Annotated in this window: 19 protein-coding genes; 6 read left to right on the forward strand and 13 right to left on the reverse strand. The window is 57.8% G+C overall.

Annotation, left to right across the window (positions count from 1 at the left end):
- Positions 1–4: 4 nt before the first annotated feature.
- From bioB to EL361_RS14860, 3 genes are all read right to left on the reverse strand, one after another.
- A complete protein-coding gene (gene bioB / locus EL361_RS14850) occupies positions 5–988 on the reverse strand; it encodes a biotin synthase BioB (protein WP_126380733.1) in 984 nt (327 codons plus the stop codon).
- Positions 985–1254, reverse strand: coding sequence for a helix-hairpin-helix domain-containing protein (locus EL361_RS14855; RefSeq protein ID WP_126380734.1), 270 nt, complete (start codon positions 1252–1254; stop codon positions 985–987). The genes bioB and EL361_RS14855 overlap by 4 nt, the downstream gene beginning before the upstream one ends.
- 115 nt (positions 1255–1369) lie before the next feature.
- Positions 1370–2329, reverse strand: coding sequence for an ABC transporter ATP-binding protein (locus EL361_RS14860; protein WP_126380735.1), 960 nt, complete (start codon positions 2327–2329; stop codon positions 1370–1372).
- 201 nt (positions 2330–2530) lie between these two features.
- Here EL361_RS14860 and EL361_RS14865 point away from each other — a divergent pair, with 201 nt between their 5' ends.
- Positions 2531–3289 carry a substrate-binding periplasmic protein gene (locus EL361_RS14865; protein ID WP_126380736.1) on the forward strand — a complete coding sequence of 253 codons (759 nt, stop codon included), beginning with the start codon at positions 2531–2533 and terminating at the stop codon, positions 3287–3289.
- Between the two features lie 38 nt (positions 3290–3327).
- Here EL361_RS14865 and EL361_RS14870 read toward each other — a convergent pair whose 3' ends face one another.
- The 5 genes from EL361_RS14870 to EL361_RS14890 all read right to left on the reverse strand — a co-directional run bounded on the left by EL361_RS14870 (position 3328) and on the right by EL361_RS14890 (position 8903).
- On the reverse strand, positions 3328–3717 hold the full coding sequence (locus EL361_RS14870) for a hypothetical protein (RefSeq protein WP_126380737.1): 390 nt from the start codon (positions 3715–3717) through the stop codon (positions 3328–3330).
- 44 nt (positions 3718–3761) lie between these two features.
- Positions 3762–4499 carry a 3'-5' exonuclease gene (locus tag EL361_RS14875; protein WP_126380738.1) on the reverse strand — a complete coding sequence of 246 codons (738 nt, stop codon included), beginning with the start codon at positions 4497–4499 and terminating at the stop codon, positions 3762–3764.
- Positions 4500–4653: 154 nt separating this feature from the next.
- A complete protein-coding gene (locus EL361_RS14880) occupies positions 4654–6582 on the reverse strand; it encodes a putative nucleotidyltransferase substrate binding domain-containing protein (protein WP_126380739.1) in 1929 nt (642 codons plus the stop codon).
- A 281-nt stretch (positions 6583–6863) separates the two neighbouring features.
- A complete protein-coding gene (locus EL361_RS14885) occupies positions 6864–8639 on the reverse strand; it encodes a sodium:solute symporter family protein (protein WP_126380740.1) in 1776 nt (591 codons plus the stop codon).
- 24 nt (positions 8640–8663) lie between these two features.
- Positions 8664–8903, reverse strand: coding sequence for a DUF4212 domain-containing protein (locus tag EL361_RS14890; protein ID WP_126380741.1), 240 nt, complete (start codon positions 8901–8903; stop codon positions 8664–8666).
- A 396-nt stretch (positions 8904–9299) separates the two neighbouring features.
- Between EL361_RS14890 and EL361_RS14895 the strand changes: the two genes are divergently transcribed.
- Both EL361_RS14895 and mazG read left to right on the forward strand, forming a co-directional pair.
- On the forward strand, positions 9300–9956 hold the full coding sequence (locus tag EL361_RS14895) for a CvpA family protein (RefSeq protein ID WP_126380742.1): 657 nt from the start codon (positions 9300–9302) through the stop codon (positions 9954–9956).
- A gap of 1 nt (position 9957) precedes the next feature.
- Entirely contained in the window at positions 9958–10797 is an 840-nt protein-coding gene (gene mazG, locus EL361_RS14900) for a nucleoside triphosphate pyrophosphohydrolase (protein ID WP_126380743.1), read from the forward strand.
- 141 nt (positions 10798–10938) lie between these two features.
- Here the strand turns inward: mazG and EL361_RS14905 are convergent, their stop codons facing one another.
- The 4 genes from EL361_RS14905 to EL361_RS14920 all read right to left on the reverse strand — a co-directional run bounded on the left by EL361_RS14905 (position 10939) and on the right by EL361_RS14920 (position 14963).
- Positions 10939–12180: a glycosyltransferase family 2 protein gene (locus EL361_RS14905; protein WP_126380744.1), complete on the reverse strand. Its 1242-nt coding sequence runs from the start codon at positions 12178–12180 to the stop codon at positions 10939–10941.
- A 34-nt stretch (positions 12181–12214) separates the two neighbouring features.
- On the reverse strand, positions 12215–12874 hold the full coding sequence (cmk, locus tag EL361_RS14910; protein ID WP_126380745.1) for a (d)CMP kinase: 660 nt from the start codon (positions 12872–12874) through the stop codon (positions 12215–12217).
- Positions 12871–13986 (reverse strand): histidinol-phosphate transaminase, encoded by a 1116-nt coding sequence (gene hisC, locus EL361_RS14915; RefSeq protein WP_126380746.1) that lies wholly within the window; start codon positions 13984–13986, stop codon positions 12871–12873. Before hisC ends, cmk begins: the two co-directional genes overlap by 4 nt.
- A gap of 143 nt (positions 13987–14129) precedes the next feature.
- Positions 14130–14963 carry a DNA polymerase III subunit delta' gene (locus EL361_RS14920; RefSeq protein WP_126380747.1) on the reverse strand — a complete coding sequence of 278 codons (834 nt, stop codon included), beginning with the start codon at positions 14961–14963 and terminating at the stop codon, positions 14130–14132.
- 87 nt (positions 14964–15050) lie between these two features.
- Between EL361_RS14920 and EL361_RS14925 the strand changes: the two genes are divergently transcribed.
- Both EL361_RS14925 and thpR read left to right on the forward strand, forming a co-directional pair.
- Entirely contained in the window at positions 15051–15536 is a 486-nt protein-coding gene (locus EL361_RS14925) for a CinA family protein (protein WP_126380748.1), read from the forward strand.
- Between the two features lie 5 nt (positions 15537–15541).
- The gene (gene thpR / locus EL361_RS14930) at positions 15542–16144 is read left to right on the forward strand and encodes an RNA 2',3'-cyclic phosphodiesterase (protein ID WP_172961780.1); all 603 of its coding nucleotides are present in this window, start codon (positions 15542–15544) and stop codon (positions 16142–16144) included.
- Positions 16145–16214: 70 nt separating this feature from the next.
- Here thpR and EL361_RS14935 read toward each other — a convergent pair whose 3' ends face one another.
- Positions 16215–16706, reverse strand: a complete 492-nt coding sequence (locus tag EL361_RS14935) for a hypothetical protein (RefSeq protein WP_126380750.1) — start codon at positions 16704–16706, stop codon at positions 16215–16217.
- Between the two features lie 310 nt (positions 16707–17016).
- On the opposite strand from EL361_RS14935, the gene EL361_RS14940 reads away from it, so the two are divergent.
- Positions 17017–17457 (forward strand): universal stress protein, encoded by a 441-nt coding sequence (locus EL361_RS14940; RefSeq protein WP_126380751.1) that lies wholly within the window; start codon positions 17017–17019, stop codon positions 17455–17457.
- The last annotated feature ends 149 nt before the right edge of the window (positions 17458–17606 follow it).

The following is a 17606-nucleotide window of genomic DNA, read 5'->3' on the forward strand; positions in this document are numbered from 1 at the left end:
GTCGCTACTCCGGCTTGAGACCCAGGCGTTTCAGATCGTCCAAATCCGAGGCCGCGGCTTCGCCCCTGGTGGTCAGATAGTCACCGATCATCAGTCCACTGGCTCCGCAGGTCAGGGCCTCGGCCTTGCGCGAGCCGAAGACCGCCGGGCGCCCCCCACAAATGCGGATATGCTGTTGTGGCAGGATGAAGCGCAAGAGAGCCACGATGCGGATGGCTTCTTCGGGCAGCATGATGTCGCGTTTCCCGTAGGGAGTGCCGGGAATGGGGGTCAGGAAATTCACGGGTATGGAGTCCACCCCCAGGCTGCGCAGTTCCAGAGCCAATTCCACGCGGTGGTCCCAGTTCTCGCCCAGGCCGAATAGTCCTCCGCAGCAGACGTAGAGGTCTGCCTCCATGGCGGCACGGACGGTGGCGACGTCCTCGTCGTAGGCGTGGGTGGTGCAGACCTCGGGGAAAAAGCTGCGCGCGGTCTCCAGATTGTGATGATAGGCCTGCAGGCCTGCGGCTTTCATGGCCTGGAGTTGCTCGGGGTGCAGAATGCCCACCGAGGCATCGGCGGCCAGGCCCAAGGTTCTGATGCCGTTGATGGCTTTCAGCAACTGCTCGAAATCGTCGCCAGTCAGCCCCTTGCCGCTGGTGACCACGGCGAATCGGCTGGCTCCGGCCTCGCGCATGGCTCGAGCTGCAGCCAGAATTTTGTCCACGTCGATGAAGGGGTATTCATCGCATTGCGTATCGTGGTGCGAGGACTGCGCGCAGAATTTGCAGTTTTCGGAGCAGCGGCCCGATTTTGCGTTGACGATGGAACACAGGCTCATGACTCCGGGAAAATGGCTTTCCTTGAGGCGCAGGGCGGCTGCGGCCAGTGCGGAAAGGTCATCCCCCTGGGCAGAACTCACGCGCTTGCCCAGGTCGTAGGCTTCCTGATCACTCAGGGGAGTGCCGCCGAGGATGCGTTCGGCCAGATTCTGGAAAAATTCACTCATGACTGGTCCTTCCAGTTCCACCACTTGAGGCGTGCGGGGTCGTGTTGTGTCTCGCTGGCAAAATAGACAGCGCAGCGGAAGACATACAGTACGCAGCGGTCCACGTGACAACCTTCAAGCTCCATCAAGCGATCGTACATGGCTTGGGGGTCCTGATCGGCAAGGGCGCTGACGGAGGTGAATCCCAGGCGGTAGAGATCTTCGGACAGGCTTGGGCCTACCCCGGGAATGCGTTTCAGGTTGCGGATGGATTCGGTTTTGCTCATGGGGGGGATGTAGCGTGAAGGCGGTGGAAAGGGAAGGGCTGTGCGTTGCTGCAATCAGGGCTGTGAGCCTGCAATCGCAGTTCGGGAGATATGGTCGTGGCCCGGTCCGGGGCGATCAGTACAGGTGGCAGGCCGTGAAGTGCTCGGGACGTACTTCCTTCCACTGTGGGGGCTGGGTCGAGCATGCGGGCATGGCTTCGGGGCAGCGGGGATGGAAGGGACACCCTCCGGGCGGGTTGATGGGGCTCGGTGGGTCGCCCTGGACATGCAGTTGGATGCGTTCTCCCTGGGGATCGGGCTTGGGAATGGCTCCCATCAATGCCTTGGTATAGGGGTGCAAGGGCTCGCGAAACAGATCCTCGGAATTGGCCAGTTCCATCAGTTTGCCCAGGTACATCACCACCACCCTGTCGCTGATGTGCCCTACCACGGCCAGGTCATGGGAGATGAAGACATAGGTCAGGCCGAGTTTGTTTTGCAGTTCACCCAACAGGTTGACCACCTGGGCCTGGATGGAAACATCCAGAGCAGAGACGGGTTCATCGCAGACCACGCAATCCGGATTCAGGGCCAAGGCTCGTGCAATGGCCACACGCTGGCGTTGGCCACCGGAAAATTCATGCGGATAGCGCGTGACCTGTTCGGGACGCAGACCGACCCAGGACAGAAGCTCCAAAACTCGCTCTTTGCGCTCGGCGGCGGGCATCCCGTGGATTTTCAGAGGTTCACCAATGGTGGCTCCGATGTTGCGCCGGGGGTTCAGAGACGAGAATGGATCCTGAAAAACCATCTGGATGTTTTTGGGGTAGCTACGCAGGAACTCGCCCGGAGCGTTCCAGATGTCCATGCCTTCCAGGGTGATGGAGCCGGAGGTGGGGCGTTCAAGGCGTAGCAACAGGCGCGCCAAAGTGGATTTTCCACAGCCGGATTCACCCACCAGTCCAAGGGTTTCACCACGCATTACATCGAGGTTCACTCCGTCCACGGCGTGGACAACGGCCTTGTCGATGCCCATGACTCCGCCGGAGACGGGGTAATGCTTCTTGAGGTTACGGATGCTGATGAAGGTCTCTATGGCTTTTGCTCCTGTTGATGTCGCTGCTTTGTATAACGCAAGGCGCGGCCAGGGGAAAGGGGTTGATTCTTGATGATTCGATCCGGTGGCAACCCGGATGGAAGAAATTCATCATTGTGCAAGGGGTCCTTGCAATCATCAGCAGACGTCGAGTAGGGTCGCGACTCGTTGTGGGCTATTGCCCTGTATAAGGAGAACCGTATGATTAAAAGATTGGCATGTATCTATTTGTTTTCATTTGTCATACTGATGTCTATGGCGGCCGGGGCGCAGGATTTGCACGTCGTGACCGAAGACTATGCTCCTTACAATTATTCGGAAAATGGTGAGATTGTCGGCTTCTCGACAGAGGTTCTGCGGGCGATACTGAAGCGAGCCGAGGTTGGCTATCAGATTGAGATGTTGCCTTGGGCGCGAGCCTATCGCATTGCCCAGGGTGCCAAGGGTGTACTCATCTATTCCATGGCACGAACTCCAGAGCGGGAGAATCAATTCCATTGGGTGGGCCCTCTGGCGCCACGCAGTGTGCATCTGTTTCGTCTGGCGACCCGCAGGGATATTGCTCCGAAAACTGATGCCGAGTTGACGGGCTACAGGATGGGGGTTGTCCGGGCGGATGCCACAGAGGCGTTGGCGCTTGGGTGGGGGTTTGTCCCCGACAAGAATCTGATGGTGGCCAAGGATATTGCTCAGCTGCTGCGATTGCTCGATGCCGGGCGAATCGATGTTGTGCCAGCCAACCCATTGATGTTTCAGCATGACCTCAAACGCGATGGTCGCAATGCTGCTGACTATCCATCCTGCTATTCAGTGAACTTTGATGATGGATATTATTTAGGTATCAGTCGAGGCAGCAATCCCCGATTGATAGAGCGGATTCGCAAGGCGTTTGATGCTCTTTCCAAAGAAGGGGTGCTGGACCAGATCCGCAGCCGTTATGAAGGGTTGATGTTTAAGTAACCATTATCCCGTTTTTTTGTTCTTCCCGCCAGCGCAGGCTATTGTTCTTTGTTCAGCTCGTGTTCCAGCACAATGATGGGAATGGCGAAGAGCAGATACGGCAGGAAGTCCAGCCCGATCTGAAAGATGCTGGTGTCCCCAGCCATGGTTGCCACGCCCAGCACATCCCCGAAATTCTTGAGCAACACATAGAATGCACCCATGGTCAACGTGCCCTGGTAAGTCATGCGCCATTGCCCGGGGGCAAAGCGGATGAAGATCCGGCCCCAGGCCAGTTGCAGGCAACCCATCAGACACAGGGTGAACAGAACCACCGTGCCGATACTCTTGAGGACGAACAGGGGGTGGCTTGCATAGGCCAGACTCCAGAGATCGGTAAATGAGGTGGTGAGCCAGAGTACGGCAAGCAGGATGGAATAGGGCTTCATATAGTGTCCTTTTTTAGTGTTGTAGCATGGATTCCAGCGCTTTACTAAAAGTACCAGCGCCAACTACGTCCCGCGAGATAGAGATCCCGCAACGTCTTGATGCCACCACTTCGCAGTTTCTTGACAAGAAATAGAAACAGGTAGGCCGTCTGCATGGCATCGTACAAGGCATTGTGCTGATTGAACGACGGCAGGCCGTAGCGGTTCGAGAGGTCGTACAATTGGTAGGACACCTGGCCGTCGAACTGGTCGTAGTAATTTTCCCATAACTCCTGCTGGTAGATCTGGGACAGACGCATGGTGTCGATGCACGGGGTGGAAAGCTTGCCGCCCAGAATGTCCGTGCCTGCCCGATTCAGAAAGCTCATATCCAGTCCGATATTGTGCCCCACAATCAATGAGTGGCCGCAGAAATTCATGAACTCCGGGAAGATCGTGCGGAGCCTGGGTGCGTCTTTGAGCATCTCTGGGGTGATGCGGTGGATCATGGTGGAGAGCTTGGGCAACTCGCCTTTGGGCGCCACCAGAGAGTAGTACGAGTTTGCCGTGATGGAGAGATTCTTGATGCGCACCGCGCCGATGGAAACGATCTCGTCGGTGCGGGACGACAGGCCGGTCAACTCGGTGTCCACCACGCAGAATTCGTAATCGGCCAAGGGGCGATCCTGATCGAAATCACTAAAGTACTCGGCGTTTTCGCGTAGGACTGGATTTTCGGGTGGATGCCGAAACAGACCCAGAGCCCTGTCGATGAACGATGGTGTTGTGGCTGCGGCGATCATGACTATTTTCCCGTGCTCCCCGTTATTATTGTGTAGGCAGTTCAGGATGGATCGAGAACAAGGCGCAAGGAACCAACGAGGCCGAAGTGGATTTGGTCATCTCTGCGGAGTTGTTGGTTCCGAAGCAACACAGTAATCGACCCATGATAATCTGCTACCCGACGTTGAGGCGAAACACGTCCTTGGTGAAGGACTGCAATCCGCCGATGACCCCGAAGGCTTCCTTGAGGGTCTGTTTTTCAAGATCGGACAGGTCGGCCGGATTGACGTGGTTGTCCGGTTGTTGCCCGTTGTTGATCTGCGTCATCTGGTGCACGAGCCTGAGTTGCATCAGGAATTCATACGCTTCCACTGCTTCCACGATGAGGTCCGGGGCCACGTGTCCGCGTTCCTTGAGCAGCTCCAGGCGATCCAGGGTGTTGGTCTCAGTGATCTTGTGCTTCAGGGCAAAGAGTCGCCCGAAATCCACAAAGGGCACCAGCCCGCTCTTTTTCAGGTCCAGACGGTCTTTGTGTTCGCCGTTTTTCTCAACGATGAATCCTCGGAAAAAAGAGAGTGGGGTCCGGGCGGTCATGCAATCCTTGGCCAGATAACGCAGGAATACACTTTCTCGTGCGGCGTGCAGAGTCACGTGCTTGCGCAGGGATTGGCCCAGGGAAAGTTGTCCGTAACCGGGCCGGAAATCGAAAAAGATGGTGGCATTCAGAACTTCTGCCGGCTCGGGGCGCAGGATCATGCGTTCGAAGTAGTCGCGGCAGATGGTGAAGGGCTGCCGCCATTTGGGGTTGGAGGCCATCATCTCGCCCGGGCACAGGGGATAGCCGCATTGCACCAGGTGCGCGATGGCGGCTTCGGTGAAGCGTGCGAAGTAGTCCTTGGCTGCTCGTGCTTCGTCCTCGCCCACGGGATCCCGATAGACCAGCGCGTTGTCCTGATCCGTATGGAAGGTCTGTTCCTTGCGGCCTTCGGAACCCATCAGGATCCAGCAGAAGGGCACGGGCGGTGGTCCCATTTCGTCCTGAAGCATGTTCAAAAGTTTTTCCAGAATCAGATCGTTCATGACCGTGATCATGCGCGTGATGTTTCCGGCCTTGGCTCCTTCCTCGATGAGGCTGCCCACGGTGACAGGCACCTTTTGTGAAAGGGGGTACAGTCCCGCGATGTCGCGTACGGTCATGATTTCGCGGAACAGGGAGACGGGTGAGCGGCCCTGGATGAGCATGATGTCGTGGGAGGTGATCATGCCCTGTACCTCGCCGTGGCGGGTGACGGCCAAGTGATGAATCTGAGCGCTCATCATCTTGAGCAAGGCATCGAAGCAGGGCTCGCGATGCGGGACCGTGGCCAAGGGGGAACTCATGATGAATTCCACAGGGGCGTCGGTGGATTCACCTTCGGCCACGGCGCGCCGAAGGTCCTTGTCCGTGACGATGCCAGTAGCTTCGCCACTGGGGTCAGTCACCAGTAGCGAGCCGATGTTCTTGTTGTTCATGATCTGTGCTGCTTCGCGGATGCTGCGACCATTGGCGATCATCATGGGCGCACGCTTGACGATGTCTCCCACGCGTGATGCGAACAGATACAGGGGGCTTGTGGCGCAGAGGTCCGCGTGTTGCCTTCTCAGTTCCGAGAAGGCCTTGGCAATATAGCTCTCGGAAAAACTGTGCAGATAATATTGGGCAAGAGCCGGATGTGCGGCCACGACCTTGCGGAATAATACCGCTGGAATCTTGAAGCAGAAGGTGTCCTCGATGGTCTCGGCAGACAAACTGGCCGGTGCGTCGCGGATGGCGCCCAATGCTCCCACGGCCTGGCCTTCGCCCCGGTAGTCGATGGGTTTTTCCTCGCCTTGATCCTGAATGAGGGTCAGCTTGATTGCGCCGCTGCGCACCACGAGGACATCCTCGATGATGGTTTCATTCTGGGTCAGCAGGCGGGTGCCCTTGGGGTAGAAGTCGATGGCGCATTCTGAGGCCAATGCGTTCAGCTCGGCTTCGGGCAGATCTGAAAAAGGAAGCGTCTTTTCCAGAAATGGAACCAGCTCTGCCGCTTGTGCGGTGAAGACGTCGCTGCTGTTGACCATGATTCTCCGCCCGGTTTGTTGTTCCAGTACGGGGCGTGTCTTTCACGCCCCGTACTGGTTTTTGTTTGACTTTCAGTGGTCTCGCATCGCCAATCTTTGGCGGATGATGATTTCTCACAAATGGTATTTAAAGCCTCTGCGAATATTACCTTTAACCGAATGTCGTTCAGAATCCAGGCTGGGTCGGCGCAAGGACTGTTCAGGTCCGAAGCATATCTGCAATATGCGAAGAGTTGAACGGTTTGCAGCAACACCCCCAGCCTGGATAAATGGACGACATTCTAGTGGTCGACGGCCATGCCCGCCCCACGAGGGAAGCGCACGTTGTCCACCAATTCCTGAATCTCCTTGGGAGGCGCAGGAGTCACCAGCGAGACACCGATGATCATGGCGAAGTTCAGGAGCATGCCGATGAAGCCGATGCCTTCAGGGCTGATATCCATGAACCACCAGCCCACACCCAGGAACTTGGTCTGGATGATATAGAGCATGGTGAAACCAATACCTGCAACCATACCCGCGATGGCGCCTTCACGCGTGGCCCGTTTCCAGAAGATGCCAAGCACCAGGATCGGGAAGAAGCTCGACGCACCGAGGCCGAAGGCCAGGGCCACAACCTGGGCCACGAAGCCCGGCGGGTTGATGCCGAAGTAACCAGCCACACAGACAGCCACACCGATCATCACACGGCCAACGGCCAGACGCGACTTTTCGGACGCATTGCGGTTGATGAGCCTGTAATACAGGTCATGGGAGATGGATGAGGCAATGACCAGCATCAGACCCGAAGCAGTGGACAGGGCCGCAGCCAGGCCACCAGCAGCAACCAGGGCGATGACCCAGGCGGGCAGACCGGCGATTTCGGGGTTGGCGAGCACCATGATGTCACGGTCCACATACAGTTCGTTGGTCGAGCTTGAGGGCGCATTGCTGATCGAGCGTTCGCCATGAGTACCAAGGGCGCCAGTGAATGATGGCTTGCCGACAAAAGCAGCGCCAGCGCGATACTGGATGATGCCGTCGTTGTTCTTGTCCAGCCAGGCGATGAGGCCGGTGGTTTCCCAGTTGTTGAACCAGGTCGGGGCTTCGGCATAGGTCTTTTCATTGATGGTGTTGACCATGTTGTAGCGCGCAAAACTCGCAACAGCCGGGGCTGTGGTGTAGAGAATGGCGATGAACAGCAGGGCATACCCGGCGGACAGGCGTGCGGCGCGAACGCTGGGCACGGTGTAGAAACGGATGATGACGTGGGGCAGACCCGCAGTACCAACCATCAGGCTCATGGTCATGGCAAACACATCCAGCATGGATCTATTGCCGGGGCCAAAGGCCGAGGTGTATTCGCGGAAGCCCAGATCAGTGCCGATCTGGTTCAGCGTGTCGAGCAGATATTTGCCCGCGTCAGGACCGGAGATGATGGTGCTGCCGAAACCGATCTGGGGGATGGCAACGCCCGTGATCTTCACGGAGATAGCCACAGCCGGGATCAGGAAGGCCACGATGAGTACGCAGTACTGGGCGACCTGAGTCCAGGTGATGCCCTTCATGCCGCCGAGTCCCGCGTAGATGAACACGATGACCATGCCGATGACCACGCCCGTGTTCACGTCCACTTCCAGGAAGCGGGAGAACACGATGCCGACGCCGCGCATCTGCCCGGCAACGTAGGTCAGGGACACGAAAATGGCGCAGATCAGTGCCACCAGTCGTGCGATATTGGAATAATAGCGGTCACCCACGAAGTCCGGGACAGTGAATTTGCCGAACTTGCGGAGGTAGGGTGCCAGAAGCAGGGCCAACAGTACATAACCGCCGGTCCAGCCCATCAGGTACACTGCACCGGTGTATCCCTGGAAGGAAATGATGCCTGCCATGGAGATGAACGAGGCTGCGCTCATCCAGTCCGCGGCGGTGGCCATGCCATTGGCCAGCGGCGGGACACCGCCCCCGGCCACGTAAAAACCTTTGGTATCTTTGACTCGTGAGAGCCAGGCGATGGTGATGTAGACCCCGAAGGTCAATCCCACCATGACGTATGTCCAGCCTTGAATGCCCATGACAATCTCCTGTGTGTTAGCGGCTTATTCGTCCACGTCGTATTTTCGGTCCAACCGCAGCATCAGCAGGTAGTAGACATAGATCAGGATGACGAAGACATAGATGGAGCCCTGTTGGGCAAACCAGAATCCCAAGGGGAAGCCCCCCATGCGGAAGGCGTTCAGCGGCTCGACAAAAATAATGCCGCAGCCGTAGGAGACCAATGCCCAAATGGACAGCAGGATAATCATGTACCCAAGGTTCTGTTTCCAATACTCTTTCATAATGTACCCCCAGTCCGTTGGTTTTGGCCGCTGCCACGTTGTTGCGCGCGTTGTTGCAGCAGAAGCCATTGACTGATTGTGCTGTTGTATACGCCCATAATCCACAACGCATTTCATTTTCGGTGAGCGGTTGAAAAATGCGTTGGCAAAGCGGGTGAAAACGAGCGATTACCGTTCCCCTTGTTTGTCGCGCCGCTTAATTTGTTAAAGTGACCGTCCGCCCCTGGCAGGGCTCCGATGACAACTGGAGTACGGTATTATGGCCGTGGTCAGGACCGGTGACGGTCTGATATTCACCTTTTGCGTTCAATCTGATACCAACGGTGGGAGTTGGTGTGACTGAAACCACCCTTGAATCGAGACCGAACCGGCCTGTGTGCCATTGAGGACCGTGCAATGATGATCAGTTTTCTCGACGTCGTATTCGCCGTGATCGCCTTGTTCTTTGTGGTGCGCGGCATGTTCCGCGGTTTGTTCAAGGAAATCGCGTCTACCGTGGGTGTTGTTGCCGCCTATTATGTGGCCAGCAACCACAACGAGATTTTTGTTCCGTTTTTCCAGGTTTGGTTCAAAAGTCCGGGGCTGCTGCACTTCCTGGCGTACGTGTCCATGTTCGTGGCTGTTATGTTTGGCGTGATGTTTGTGGCCTGGCTGCTGGCGCGCATGCTGCGCATTACTCCCGTGTTCTGGGTGGACGTTCCCGGTGGCATGGCCGTGGGCTTCGTCAAGGCCTGGTTGGTCTGTGCGGTGGCACTTGTCGGTATTACCTCGTTCATGCCTGATGCCGAGTTCGTGAAGACATCCAAAGTGGTACCCTACTTGAATAATGGAGCGGATTTTCTGGCCAAGTATATGCCGGATAATATGAAGGACTTTGACCCATCGATCCTGCGTGAGAAGATGGAAGCGGAAAAGAAGGAGGCCATGGAAAAATTCATGTCGGGCGGAAAGGGTTCCGACGACAAGGATGGAGCCATGAGCGAGAAATCACAGGAAATGCTTCAGAAGATGAGCAAGTCCATTAAAGAAATGATGTCCAAAGACAAAGAGTAGTATGACAGATACAAAAGATGATGTGTCCGTAAAGGACCATGGCGAGGCGCTTTCCGAACTGATGGAAGTCATTGCCTCGCTGCTTGGCCCCGGGGGCTGTCCCTGGGATCAGAAACAGACTCCCCAGACCATGACCGACTATGTGATCGAGGAGGCCTTTGAACTGGTGGAGGCCATTCGCGCCGACGCCCCGGAGTTTGGGACGGAGGCGACCCGCTCCGAGGTCAAGGAAGAGCTGGGGGACGTGGCCTTTCTGCTGCTGTTCCTGGCGACCCTGTACGAGCGTGAAGGATCCTTCAATCTTTCGGAATCCCTGCGCTACAGCGCGGCCAAGATGATCCGCCGCCATCCGCATGTGTTCGGTGACTTGAAGCTCAAGAATCAGGAGGAGCTGCTCTCCAACTGGGAGAAGATCAAGCGCAACGAGAACACCGAGGACGACGAAGCCCCCAAGCGGGTCTACGGCAGCCTGCCCAAGGGCCTGCCGCCCATGCTCAAGGCCTATCGCATCAACTCCAAGGCCGCACGCGCCGGATTTACTTGGGAAACCGACGACGATCAGGCCGGACAGCTGACCAGCGAATGGAAGGAATGGGAAGAGGCCAAAGCCTCGGGCGATCAGGCGCGTATGGAAGAGGAGTTCGGCGACTATCTGTTTACCTTGATTGAATATGGCCGTCGCCACGGCATCAAGGCCAATTCCTCCCTGGACGGAGCCAACAACAAGTTCCTGTCCCGCTTCAATCAGATGGAAGACGTCGTGCGCGACAAGGGTAAGGACATCCCCGATCTGTCGCTGGATGAACTGAATAAGATTTGGGATGCAGTGAAGAAGAAGTAAAAAATACTTTTCTTGGGGCAAGGGGTGTTGTGAAAAAAGCTCCCAAATCCCATTCCCTTCAAAAAAATTCTACCGCCCGTTATCGGCTTTGCCGCTAGCGGGCGATTTTTATTGAAGTCCACATGTCGTCGAGAAAGGTTTCTATGCGGAGGGCGTTGTTCCGTCATGAACGGCGAGCCAGGCATTGAGAGCGTCCCGGGTTGCCTGATCCCTTGTCTTGCCGTGCAGGGTCCTGGCGTGTCTGATCAAAAAGGCTTGGTCCTTGAGTACGTCACGGATAAGGGCGATTTTCTTTACCGTCTTGGCGGCCTGCTCGGAGTGTCCTGCTTCGGCCAGGGTCCGGGCAAGTTCATGATAGGCATCGATGCTGGGGCATAGGATTGCCCGCAGCTCGGCCGCAATAGCGGCGTTGTGCGGCTGGTGGTGCGTCCATAGGGCGTATCCCTCATCCCAGAGTGGTTCGGCCTGCAACAGCTCCGGCAGGCGGGCAGGGTCCGGTTTAGCGGACCAGTTTGCTTCAATCTCCGACTGCTTCTCTGTGGACAATTTTAGGGCTAGGTCGAGCCAGGGGGTGAAGGTCGGACGATAGCCATCCTCAGCGGCCAGACGGATATCGTCCTCCTGGGCGCCGGGCTTTCTGGTCAGCAGTAGGGTCATGTTGTGCTGTTCATGGTTGAAACGTCCCGTGGTGCAGCTTGTCAGATGGATCAGGCAGCTTTCCGGGATGACGGAGAAATATCCCCCGCTTTTGATAGCCCTGCAGCAGAAGTCCACATCCTCCATGCCGTTGACGAAGCCTTCGAAAAAACCGCCCAGGGCGTGAAAGAGGCGGGTGGGCATTAGCATGGCTGCGCCGGTGATGACTTGAAGCTGTCGGCGCTTTCGGGTCACGGGATGTGAGTGAGGAAACATTTCGTACAAATGCCTGAATTGCGGGCCGACCGAAGCCGTGATGCCTAGGTGCTGGACTCGCCCTGAGCGTGGGCGGTCGTTTTCGGGAAAAACCAATAGCGGGCCGACCCCAATCAGCTTGGAGTCCTGTTGCAGGGCCTTGAGCAGCGGAGGCAGCCAGCCTGAAGTGAAGAAGATATCGTTGTTGAGCAGCAGCAGATAGCGGCCCGTGGCAGCTTGGGCGCCCTGGTTGCAGGCAACCGCAAAACCTCGGTTTTCCGAAAGTCGGAGATGTTTGAATGAGTCTCCAAAAAGGCTCGTGCCCAGGGTCGGAGCGCTGTGCGGCGTCTCGTCCGTGGAACCGTTGTCCACGAGAATGACTTCAAGAGTGATTCCATCTGCTGTGGCGGCAAGCCCTTTGAGGCAGGTTTGGGTCAATTCCCAGTTGTTCCAGGCCGGGATGATAACCGAAATCGTAATGCTGCTGGTCATGTACTTTCCTGTTTCATCCCTGCCGTGAGGGTCGCTAGGTTATCGCGTTCATGATGGCGTTGAACACACCCTCAATATTCAGCGAGCCGGTATCAATGATGTGCGCGTCTTCGGCGGGTTTCAGGGGGGCGACGGCGCGGTTGCGGTCCTGATGGTCGCGGGCTTTGATCTGCTCTGTGATCTGCGTGAGGTCGGCGGGCTTGTCCATCTCAAGGAGTTGGTCCACCCGGCGCTGGGCGCGGATTTCAGGGGCGGCGTCCAGAAAGATCTTGGCGCTGGCACCGGGGAAGACCACAGTGCCCATGTCGCGGCCTTCGGCCACCAGCGGCGTCTCGGCGCCCACGGTCTGCTGTTGTTCCTTAAGGAACGCGCGCACGCGAGGCAGTGTGCCCACGGTGCTGGCCATCATGCCCACTTCCTCGGTGCGGATCTCGTCGCCGATGACATGGCCGTTGACGGACAGCGTGCTCGTGCTGCCCGAGCCGGACAGGCTGAAGTGGATATCCGCCAGCCGGGTTTCCAGTTCGGCCTCGGAGAGTTCGTCCGCACCGTGCCCGAGGATAAGCGCCGTGGCTCGGAACATGGCCCCGGTATCCAGATAGGCAACGCCCAAGGCATCGGCCACGCGTTTGGCAAGGGTGGTCTTACCCACGCCTGCCGGGCCGTCCAGGGTGATGATGGTCGGATTGCTCATGATCCCAGAATCTCCTTCATGACATCCAGCAGGGCGCGGTTTTCGCTGGCGTCGCCCACGGATACACGCAGGGACTCGGGCAGGTTGTAGCTCGACAGCGGACGGATGATGATGCCCCGTTCCAGGAGCGCCTGGAACAGGCCTTTGGCGTCGTGGCTGGCCCCTGCGGGCAGATCGATGAGCAGGAAATTGGCCATGGACGGGTGAACCTTGCAGCCCATGGACTGGAAGCCTCGGGTCAACTGCTCGCGCCCCTCGCTCACGACCTTGCGGGTGGCCTCGATATAGACCGTGTCGGAGAGGGCGGCGATGCCCGCCATCTCGGCCAGCACATTCACGGAGAACGGCAGCTTCACGCGCAGGCAGTAGTCGGCCAGCCACTCGGGCAGGATGCCGTAGCCCAGGCGCAGGCCCGCCAATCCGTACATCTTGGAGAAGGTGCGCAGGATGGCGACATTCTCGAACTCGTTCAGGCGCGGCAGCAGGGAATACTCTTCCAGGGGTTGGGCAAAATCCATGTAGGCTTCGTCAATGACCAGCAGGCACTGTGGCGGCAAGGCGCGGGCCAGGGCCTCCAATTCGGAGGCCTTGGGCGTGAAGCCCGAAGGGTTGTCCGGAGTGGTCACGAAACAGATGGCCGTGTTCTCGTCGGCCAGGGCCAGCAGATCGTCCCACGGAAATGAGAAATCCGGTTTCAGTTTGGCCTGTCGCAGTTCCACCCCGCAGAGCTTGGCCTGTAGCTTGTACATGGAAAAGCACGGGTCAAAGGCGATGATGTTGTCCTGACCGGGGCGAGCCTTGATGCGCACGAGCAGGTCGATGATCTCGTCGGAGCCGTTGCCGGCCACAATGCGTGACACAGGCAGGCCGAGGTGCTCGGCAATGGCGGCGTGCAGGCGCGGGGTGCCCGCCTGCGCGTAGCGAAAGGCCAGTCCGGCGTTCTGCTTGAGGACCTGTTGCACCACGGGCGAGGTGCCCAGCGGATTCTCATTGCTGGCCAGCTTGATAACCTTGCCCAGGCCATAACGTTCCTGGATTTCCTCGATGGCCATTCCGGCGTGGTATTTCTCGAAGTCCGGAATCTCGGGCCGGACCGTACGCAGATCGCTCATGCTGACTCCTGAATGCTGATACTGAAAACAGGTCTCCAACGGCTCAAGGGAATACTCCCCTTGAGAATCCCTTCACGGGAATGAAAAATGGGCCTCTGGTTCGGGCTTCGCCCCTCTATGGCTTCAGGCGGAAAGGCGGGGAGTTATTTTTCCCGGATCACGCCGTAGATGCGGGTGGCCAGCCAATCCAGTACCAGGGCCGGGTTGACCGGCGTGGGGATGGACAGGGTGTCCTGCGCATGGGCCAGGGCCAGATCGATCTTTTTCAGGGACGCGGGGCGGACCTTGGCAAACCCGTCGCTCATGTCCGAGCCGCCCTTGCCGATCAGGGTTCGGGCCACTTCGTGTTGGCAGGCCAGGACCACGCTCATGGCGATGTCCTTATCCACGGCTCCCTTGGCGCTGGTGCGCTTGAACCAGCCCTTGCCCGTGCGCCAGAAGGCCATCAGCGCCTTTTGCCACTCGCGGATATCCTCGGGGGTGCGTGTTTCGCTGGGCCAGGCCAGGGTCAGCACCCAACTGCGCGAGACAAGCGTGGGCAGCAGCCATTCGCGTTGCGGGGTCAGAAGCAGAAAAACCGTACCCTGGCTCGGCTCCTCCAGGGATTTCAAGAGCGCGTTTGCCGCCTGCTGGGTCAGTTCCTGAGCCTCGTTGAAGATCACCACGCGCTTGCCGTCGCCGCGCGGGGGCTGACCGAACAGATGCTTCAATTCCCGGACATCGTCGATTTTTATCTTGGCCTCGCGTCCATCGCAGATGCGCAGGTCCGCATGCACACGGTCGTGGATCTGCTTGCAGACCACGCAGTCTCCACAGGCCGAGCCTTCGCAGTGGCAGTTCAGGCGCGTTGCCCAATACAGGGCCAGGGCCTCGCGTTCGTCCACGGTGCCGCCCTCGAGCAGCAACACCTGCGGCGGGTCGTCCGCCAGACGATCCATGAGATCCTTGATTCGTATTTGATTGTTCGGGATGTTCATAATGATCCTTGGAGGTTTGACCTCGCTTCAGGGCATCTACCGCAACTGGGGGTTGTATGGCAAACCCCGGGTTGATAGGTTCGCGGCATGAAAGATGATCTGAAGACGAAAATCATGGACCTGGGACGGGCGCTTGAGGCCCGCAAATTCCTGCTCTGCACGGCGGAATCCTGCACCGGCGGTCTGATCGCCAGCACCCTGACGGATGTGTCGGGCAGTTCGCAGTGGTTTTGTGGTGCAGTGGTTGCCTACGCCAACGAGGTCAAGGAATCGCTCTTGGCGGTCCCTCATGAGGTTCTGGTGGAGCATGGGGCGGTGAGTGAGCCGGTGGTTCTGGCAATGGCTCCGGGCGCTTGCACCACGCTGGGGGCGCAGTGCTCCGTGGCGGTGTCAGGCATCGCAGGCCCCACGGGTGGCACCCCGGATAAGCCGGTGGGTATGGTCTGGATGGCCTGGTGCGTGGATGGCAAGGTGGATGCGGTGTGTCAGAAGTTCGATGGTTCGCGTGACGAGGTCAAGGCGCAGACGGTGCAGGCGGCCGTGGAAGGCTTGCTGACACGACTGGAGGGCTGACGGCTGTGGTTGCGCCGGATTCGTTCAGGCTGTTTGTGGGAGTGGCATTGCCTGCCCTCTATCAGGACGGTCTGGCGAAGGTGTCGAGCACCTGGAGCCCGCGTCTGAAGTCCAAGGTCACTTGGACCAGACCGGCAAACGCTCATCTGACCCTCAAATTTCTGGGTAACGTCGCCCCGTCCGCTTTGGACGATGTGAAGCACGCCTTGACCGGGGTGGAGTTTGCACCGTTTGTCTTGCAGGCTGGAGGCTGCGGGGCGTTTCCAGCCAAGGGAAGGCCCGCAGTGCTGTGGCTGGGGCTGGAGCGTGGGGCAGAAAAGCTGGCGAAACTGGCTGCGTCGGTGGATCAGACTCTCAAGCCGTTGGGCTTTGCGCCAGAGGGCAAACCTTTTCATCCACACCTGACGCTGTTGCGGGTCAGACTGGACAAAAAAGCCTCCCAGACCAGAGAGGCAAGATCGGACCCATGGCCCGAGATGATGGAAGGCATTGCGCGTGAGCGCTGGGAAGCGTTCGCGCTGGAGCGGTTTACGCTCTTCAGAAGCGTACTCGGCCCGGATGGGCCGAGGTACACAGCACTTGTCGATTTCGGGGCCACTTCCTTGTGATCCCCGCATCGACAGTGCCGGGCCGTGCCTTGTGCTGCGGATTCCTCAGCGGCAGGCTCGGGTTTGCGGGTTACGCGATGTAGTCGCCCCGGTTGAACTTGATACGCTCGGTCACTGCCATGATCTCCACTTCCTCGATCATTGCATTCAGCTCGGGGTTGGCCGTGCTGAGACCGGACGCCTTGCTCTTGAGATCAGACACCCCGTTTTCGATGCTTTCCAGCATTCCGTTGGCCTGGCGCAGGTTCTGGCCTTCGGTTGAGGCGCCCACTCGGGCGGCATAATCTTCCCAATTGCTAACAAGGTTTTCCAGACTTTCCATGACATTCTGCCCCGCATCGGTTTCGCCGGTGCCCGCCGCAGCTTGAGCCGCAAGGAGTTGTCCGGAGAGCATTCCTGCACCTGGAGGTGGAACGACCGCGCCCTGCGCCGGGGCGTTTTGTTCGGTCTTGCCGACTTCCTTGGCGAGTAAGTCTCCAAACCCCTTGTCGGTCTCTTGAGCCTGCTTGGTCTTGGCTTGTTCCTGCTCAAGGGCCTTCAATTGGTCAGGATGGATCTTCATCTTTAAACTCCTATCCTGCTGGGTTTCCCTTTTGAGTTTGCAAAAGCCCTGCCAAATATTGCGGCACAGTAAATGCCTTAAATAACAAGGTTTGTTCGGGAAGCCCCCGGAAATTTCTGCCTGCATCCCTATGGAAAGGCAGAGGGTGCAGTGCAATTGGGTGCCCCAAACATACTTGAGAAAAAACCCCTTGTCTAATGACTAGCGCAGAGCTACATTCTATAATGTAACATACCAAGTTCTTACGGAAATCGTGTATTTATAGAGACCTGCCCGCAGGGTGGGGATCAAACAGGAAAGAGGAGGACCCATGGCAACCATCAAGAAGATTTTGTGTGCGGTGGATTTTTCCGATTCTAGTGCTCAGGTCGCGGGTTATGCTGCGGAATTGGGCAAGAGTCTGGATGCTGAAATTCTCGTGCTCTATGTGGCTCCGTCACTCAATCAGTACGTCGGATTCCACGTGCCGCCATCAAGTATCGAGAATTTCGTGGGTGGCATCGTGGACGGTGCCGAGCAAACCATGGACCAGTTCATCCAGGACAACTTTGCCGGGATGGAAACTTCAGGTCGTGTGGTCACCGGCTACGCCGCCGAGGAAATCCTTGGCGTGGCCAAGGAAGAACAGGCCCACATGATCATCATGGGGACCCATGGCCGCAAGGGCATCGATCGCATCCTGTTCGGGTCCGTGGCGGAGAAGGTGGTCAAGGGGGCTGATATGCCGGTGCTCACTATCCGTCCCAGCTAGGCAGGTTGTTGAAAAATGGCCGTCCGCGTTATTGCTGCAATTCAATCAAATCCTCGTGTATTAGCGATACATGTCGGCCTTGATTGAATTATGCGCCTCGCGACCAACTATTTTTGAACAACCTGCGGGGAATCGCTGTCCATAAGCGT

The sequence above is a fragment of the Desulfovibrio ferrophilus genome, from assembly GCF_003966735.1.
GTDB lineage: Bacteria > Desulfobacterota > Desulfovibrionia > Desulfovibrionales > Desulfovibrionaceae > Desulfovibrio_Q > Desulfovibrio_Q ferrophilus.

What these genes read in the sequence shown, in the direction of transcription:
- hisC (WP_126380746.1), bottom strand. Translation starts at nt 13,986, where the DNA reads ATGAGCGATCTGCGTACGGTCCGGCCCGAGATTCCGGACTTCGAGAAA.
- EL361_RS14935 (WP_126380750.1), bottom strand. Translation starts at nt 16,706, where the DNA reads ATGAAGATCCATCCTGACCAATTGAAGGCCCTTGAGCAGGAACAAGCC.
- EL361_RS14920 (WP_126380747.1), bottom strand. Translation starts at nt 14,963, where the DNA reads ATGAACATCCCGAACAATCAAATACGAATCAAGGATCTCATGGATCGT.
- EL361_RS14895 (WP_126380742.1), top strand. Translation starts at nt 9,300, where the DNA reads ATGATGATCAGTTTTCTCGACGTCGTATTCGCCGTGATCGCCTTGTTC.
- EL361_RS14865 (WP_126380736.1), top strand. Translation starts at nt 2,531, where the DNA reads ATGATTAAAAGATTGGCATGTATCTATTTGTTTTCATTTGTCATACTG.
- mazG (WP_126380743.1), top strand. Translation starts at nt 9,958, where the DNA reads ATGACAGATACAAAAGATGATGTGTCCGTAAAGGACCATGGCGAGGCG.
- EL361_RS14875 (WP_126380738.1), bottom strand. Translation starts at nt 4,499, where the DNA reads ATGATCGCCGCAGCCACAACACCATCGTTCATCGACAGGGCTCTGGGT.
- cmk (WP_126380745.1), bottom strand. Translation starts at nt 12,874, where the DNA reads ATGAGCAATCCGACCATCATCACCCTGGACGGCCCGGCAGGCGTGGGT.
- EL361_RS14870 (WP_126380737.1), bottom strand. Translation starts at nt 3,717, where the DNA reads ATGAAGCCCTATTCCATCCTGCTTGCCGTACTCTGGCTCACCACCTCA.
- EL361_RS14905 (WP_126380744.1), bottom strand. Translation starts at nt 12,180, where the DNA reads ATGACCAGCAGCATTACGATTTCGGTTATCATCCCGGCCTGGAACAAC.
- EL361_RS14940 (WP_126380751.1), top strand. Translation starts at nt 17,017, where the DNA reads ATGGCAACCATCAAGAAGATTTTGTGTGCGGTGGATTTTTCCGATTCT.
- EL361_RS14890 (WP_126380741.1), bottom strand. Translation starts at nt 8,903, where the DNA reads ATGAAAGAGTATTGGAAACAGAACCTTGGGTACATGATTATCCTGCTG.
- EL361_RS14855 (WP_126380734.1), bottom strand. Translation starts at nt 1,254, where the DNA reads ATGAGCAAAACCGAATCCATCCGCAACCTGAAACGCATTCCCGGGGTA.
- bioB (WP_126380733.1), bottom strand. Translation starts at nt 988, where the DNA reads ATGAGTGAATTTTTCCAGAATCTGGCCGAACGCATCCTCGGCGGCACT.
- EL361_RS14925 (WP_126380748.1), top strand. Translation starts at nt 15,051, where the DNA reads ATGAAAGATGATCTGAAGACGAAAATCATGGACCTGGGACGGGCGCTT.
- EL361_RS14880 (WP_126380739.1), bottom strand. Translation starts at nt 6,582, where the DNA reads ATGGTCAACAGCAGCGACGTCTTCACCGCACAAGCGGCAGAGCTGGTT.
- EL361_RS14885 (WP_126380740.1), bottom strand. Translation starts at nt 8,639, where the DNA reads ATGGGCATTCAAGGCTGGACATACGTCATGGTGGGATTGACCTTCGGG.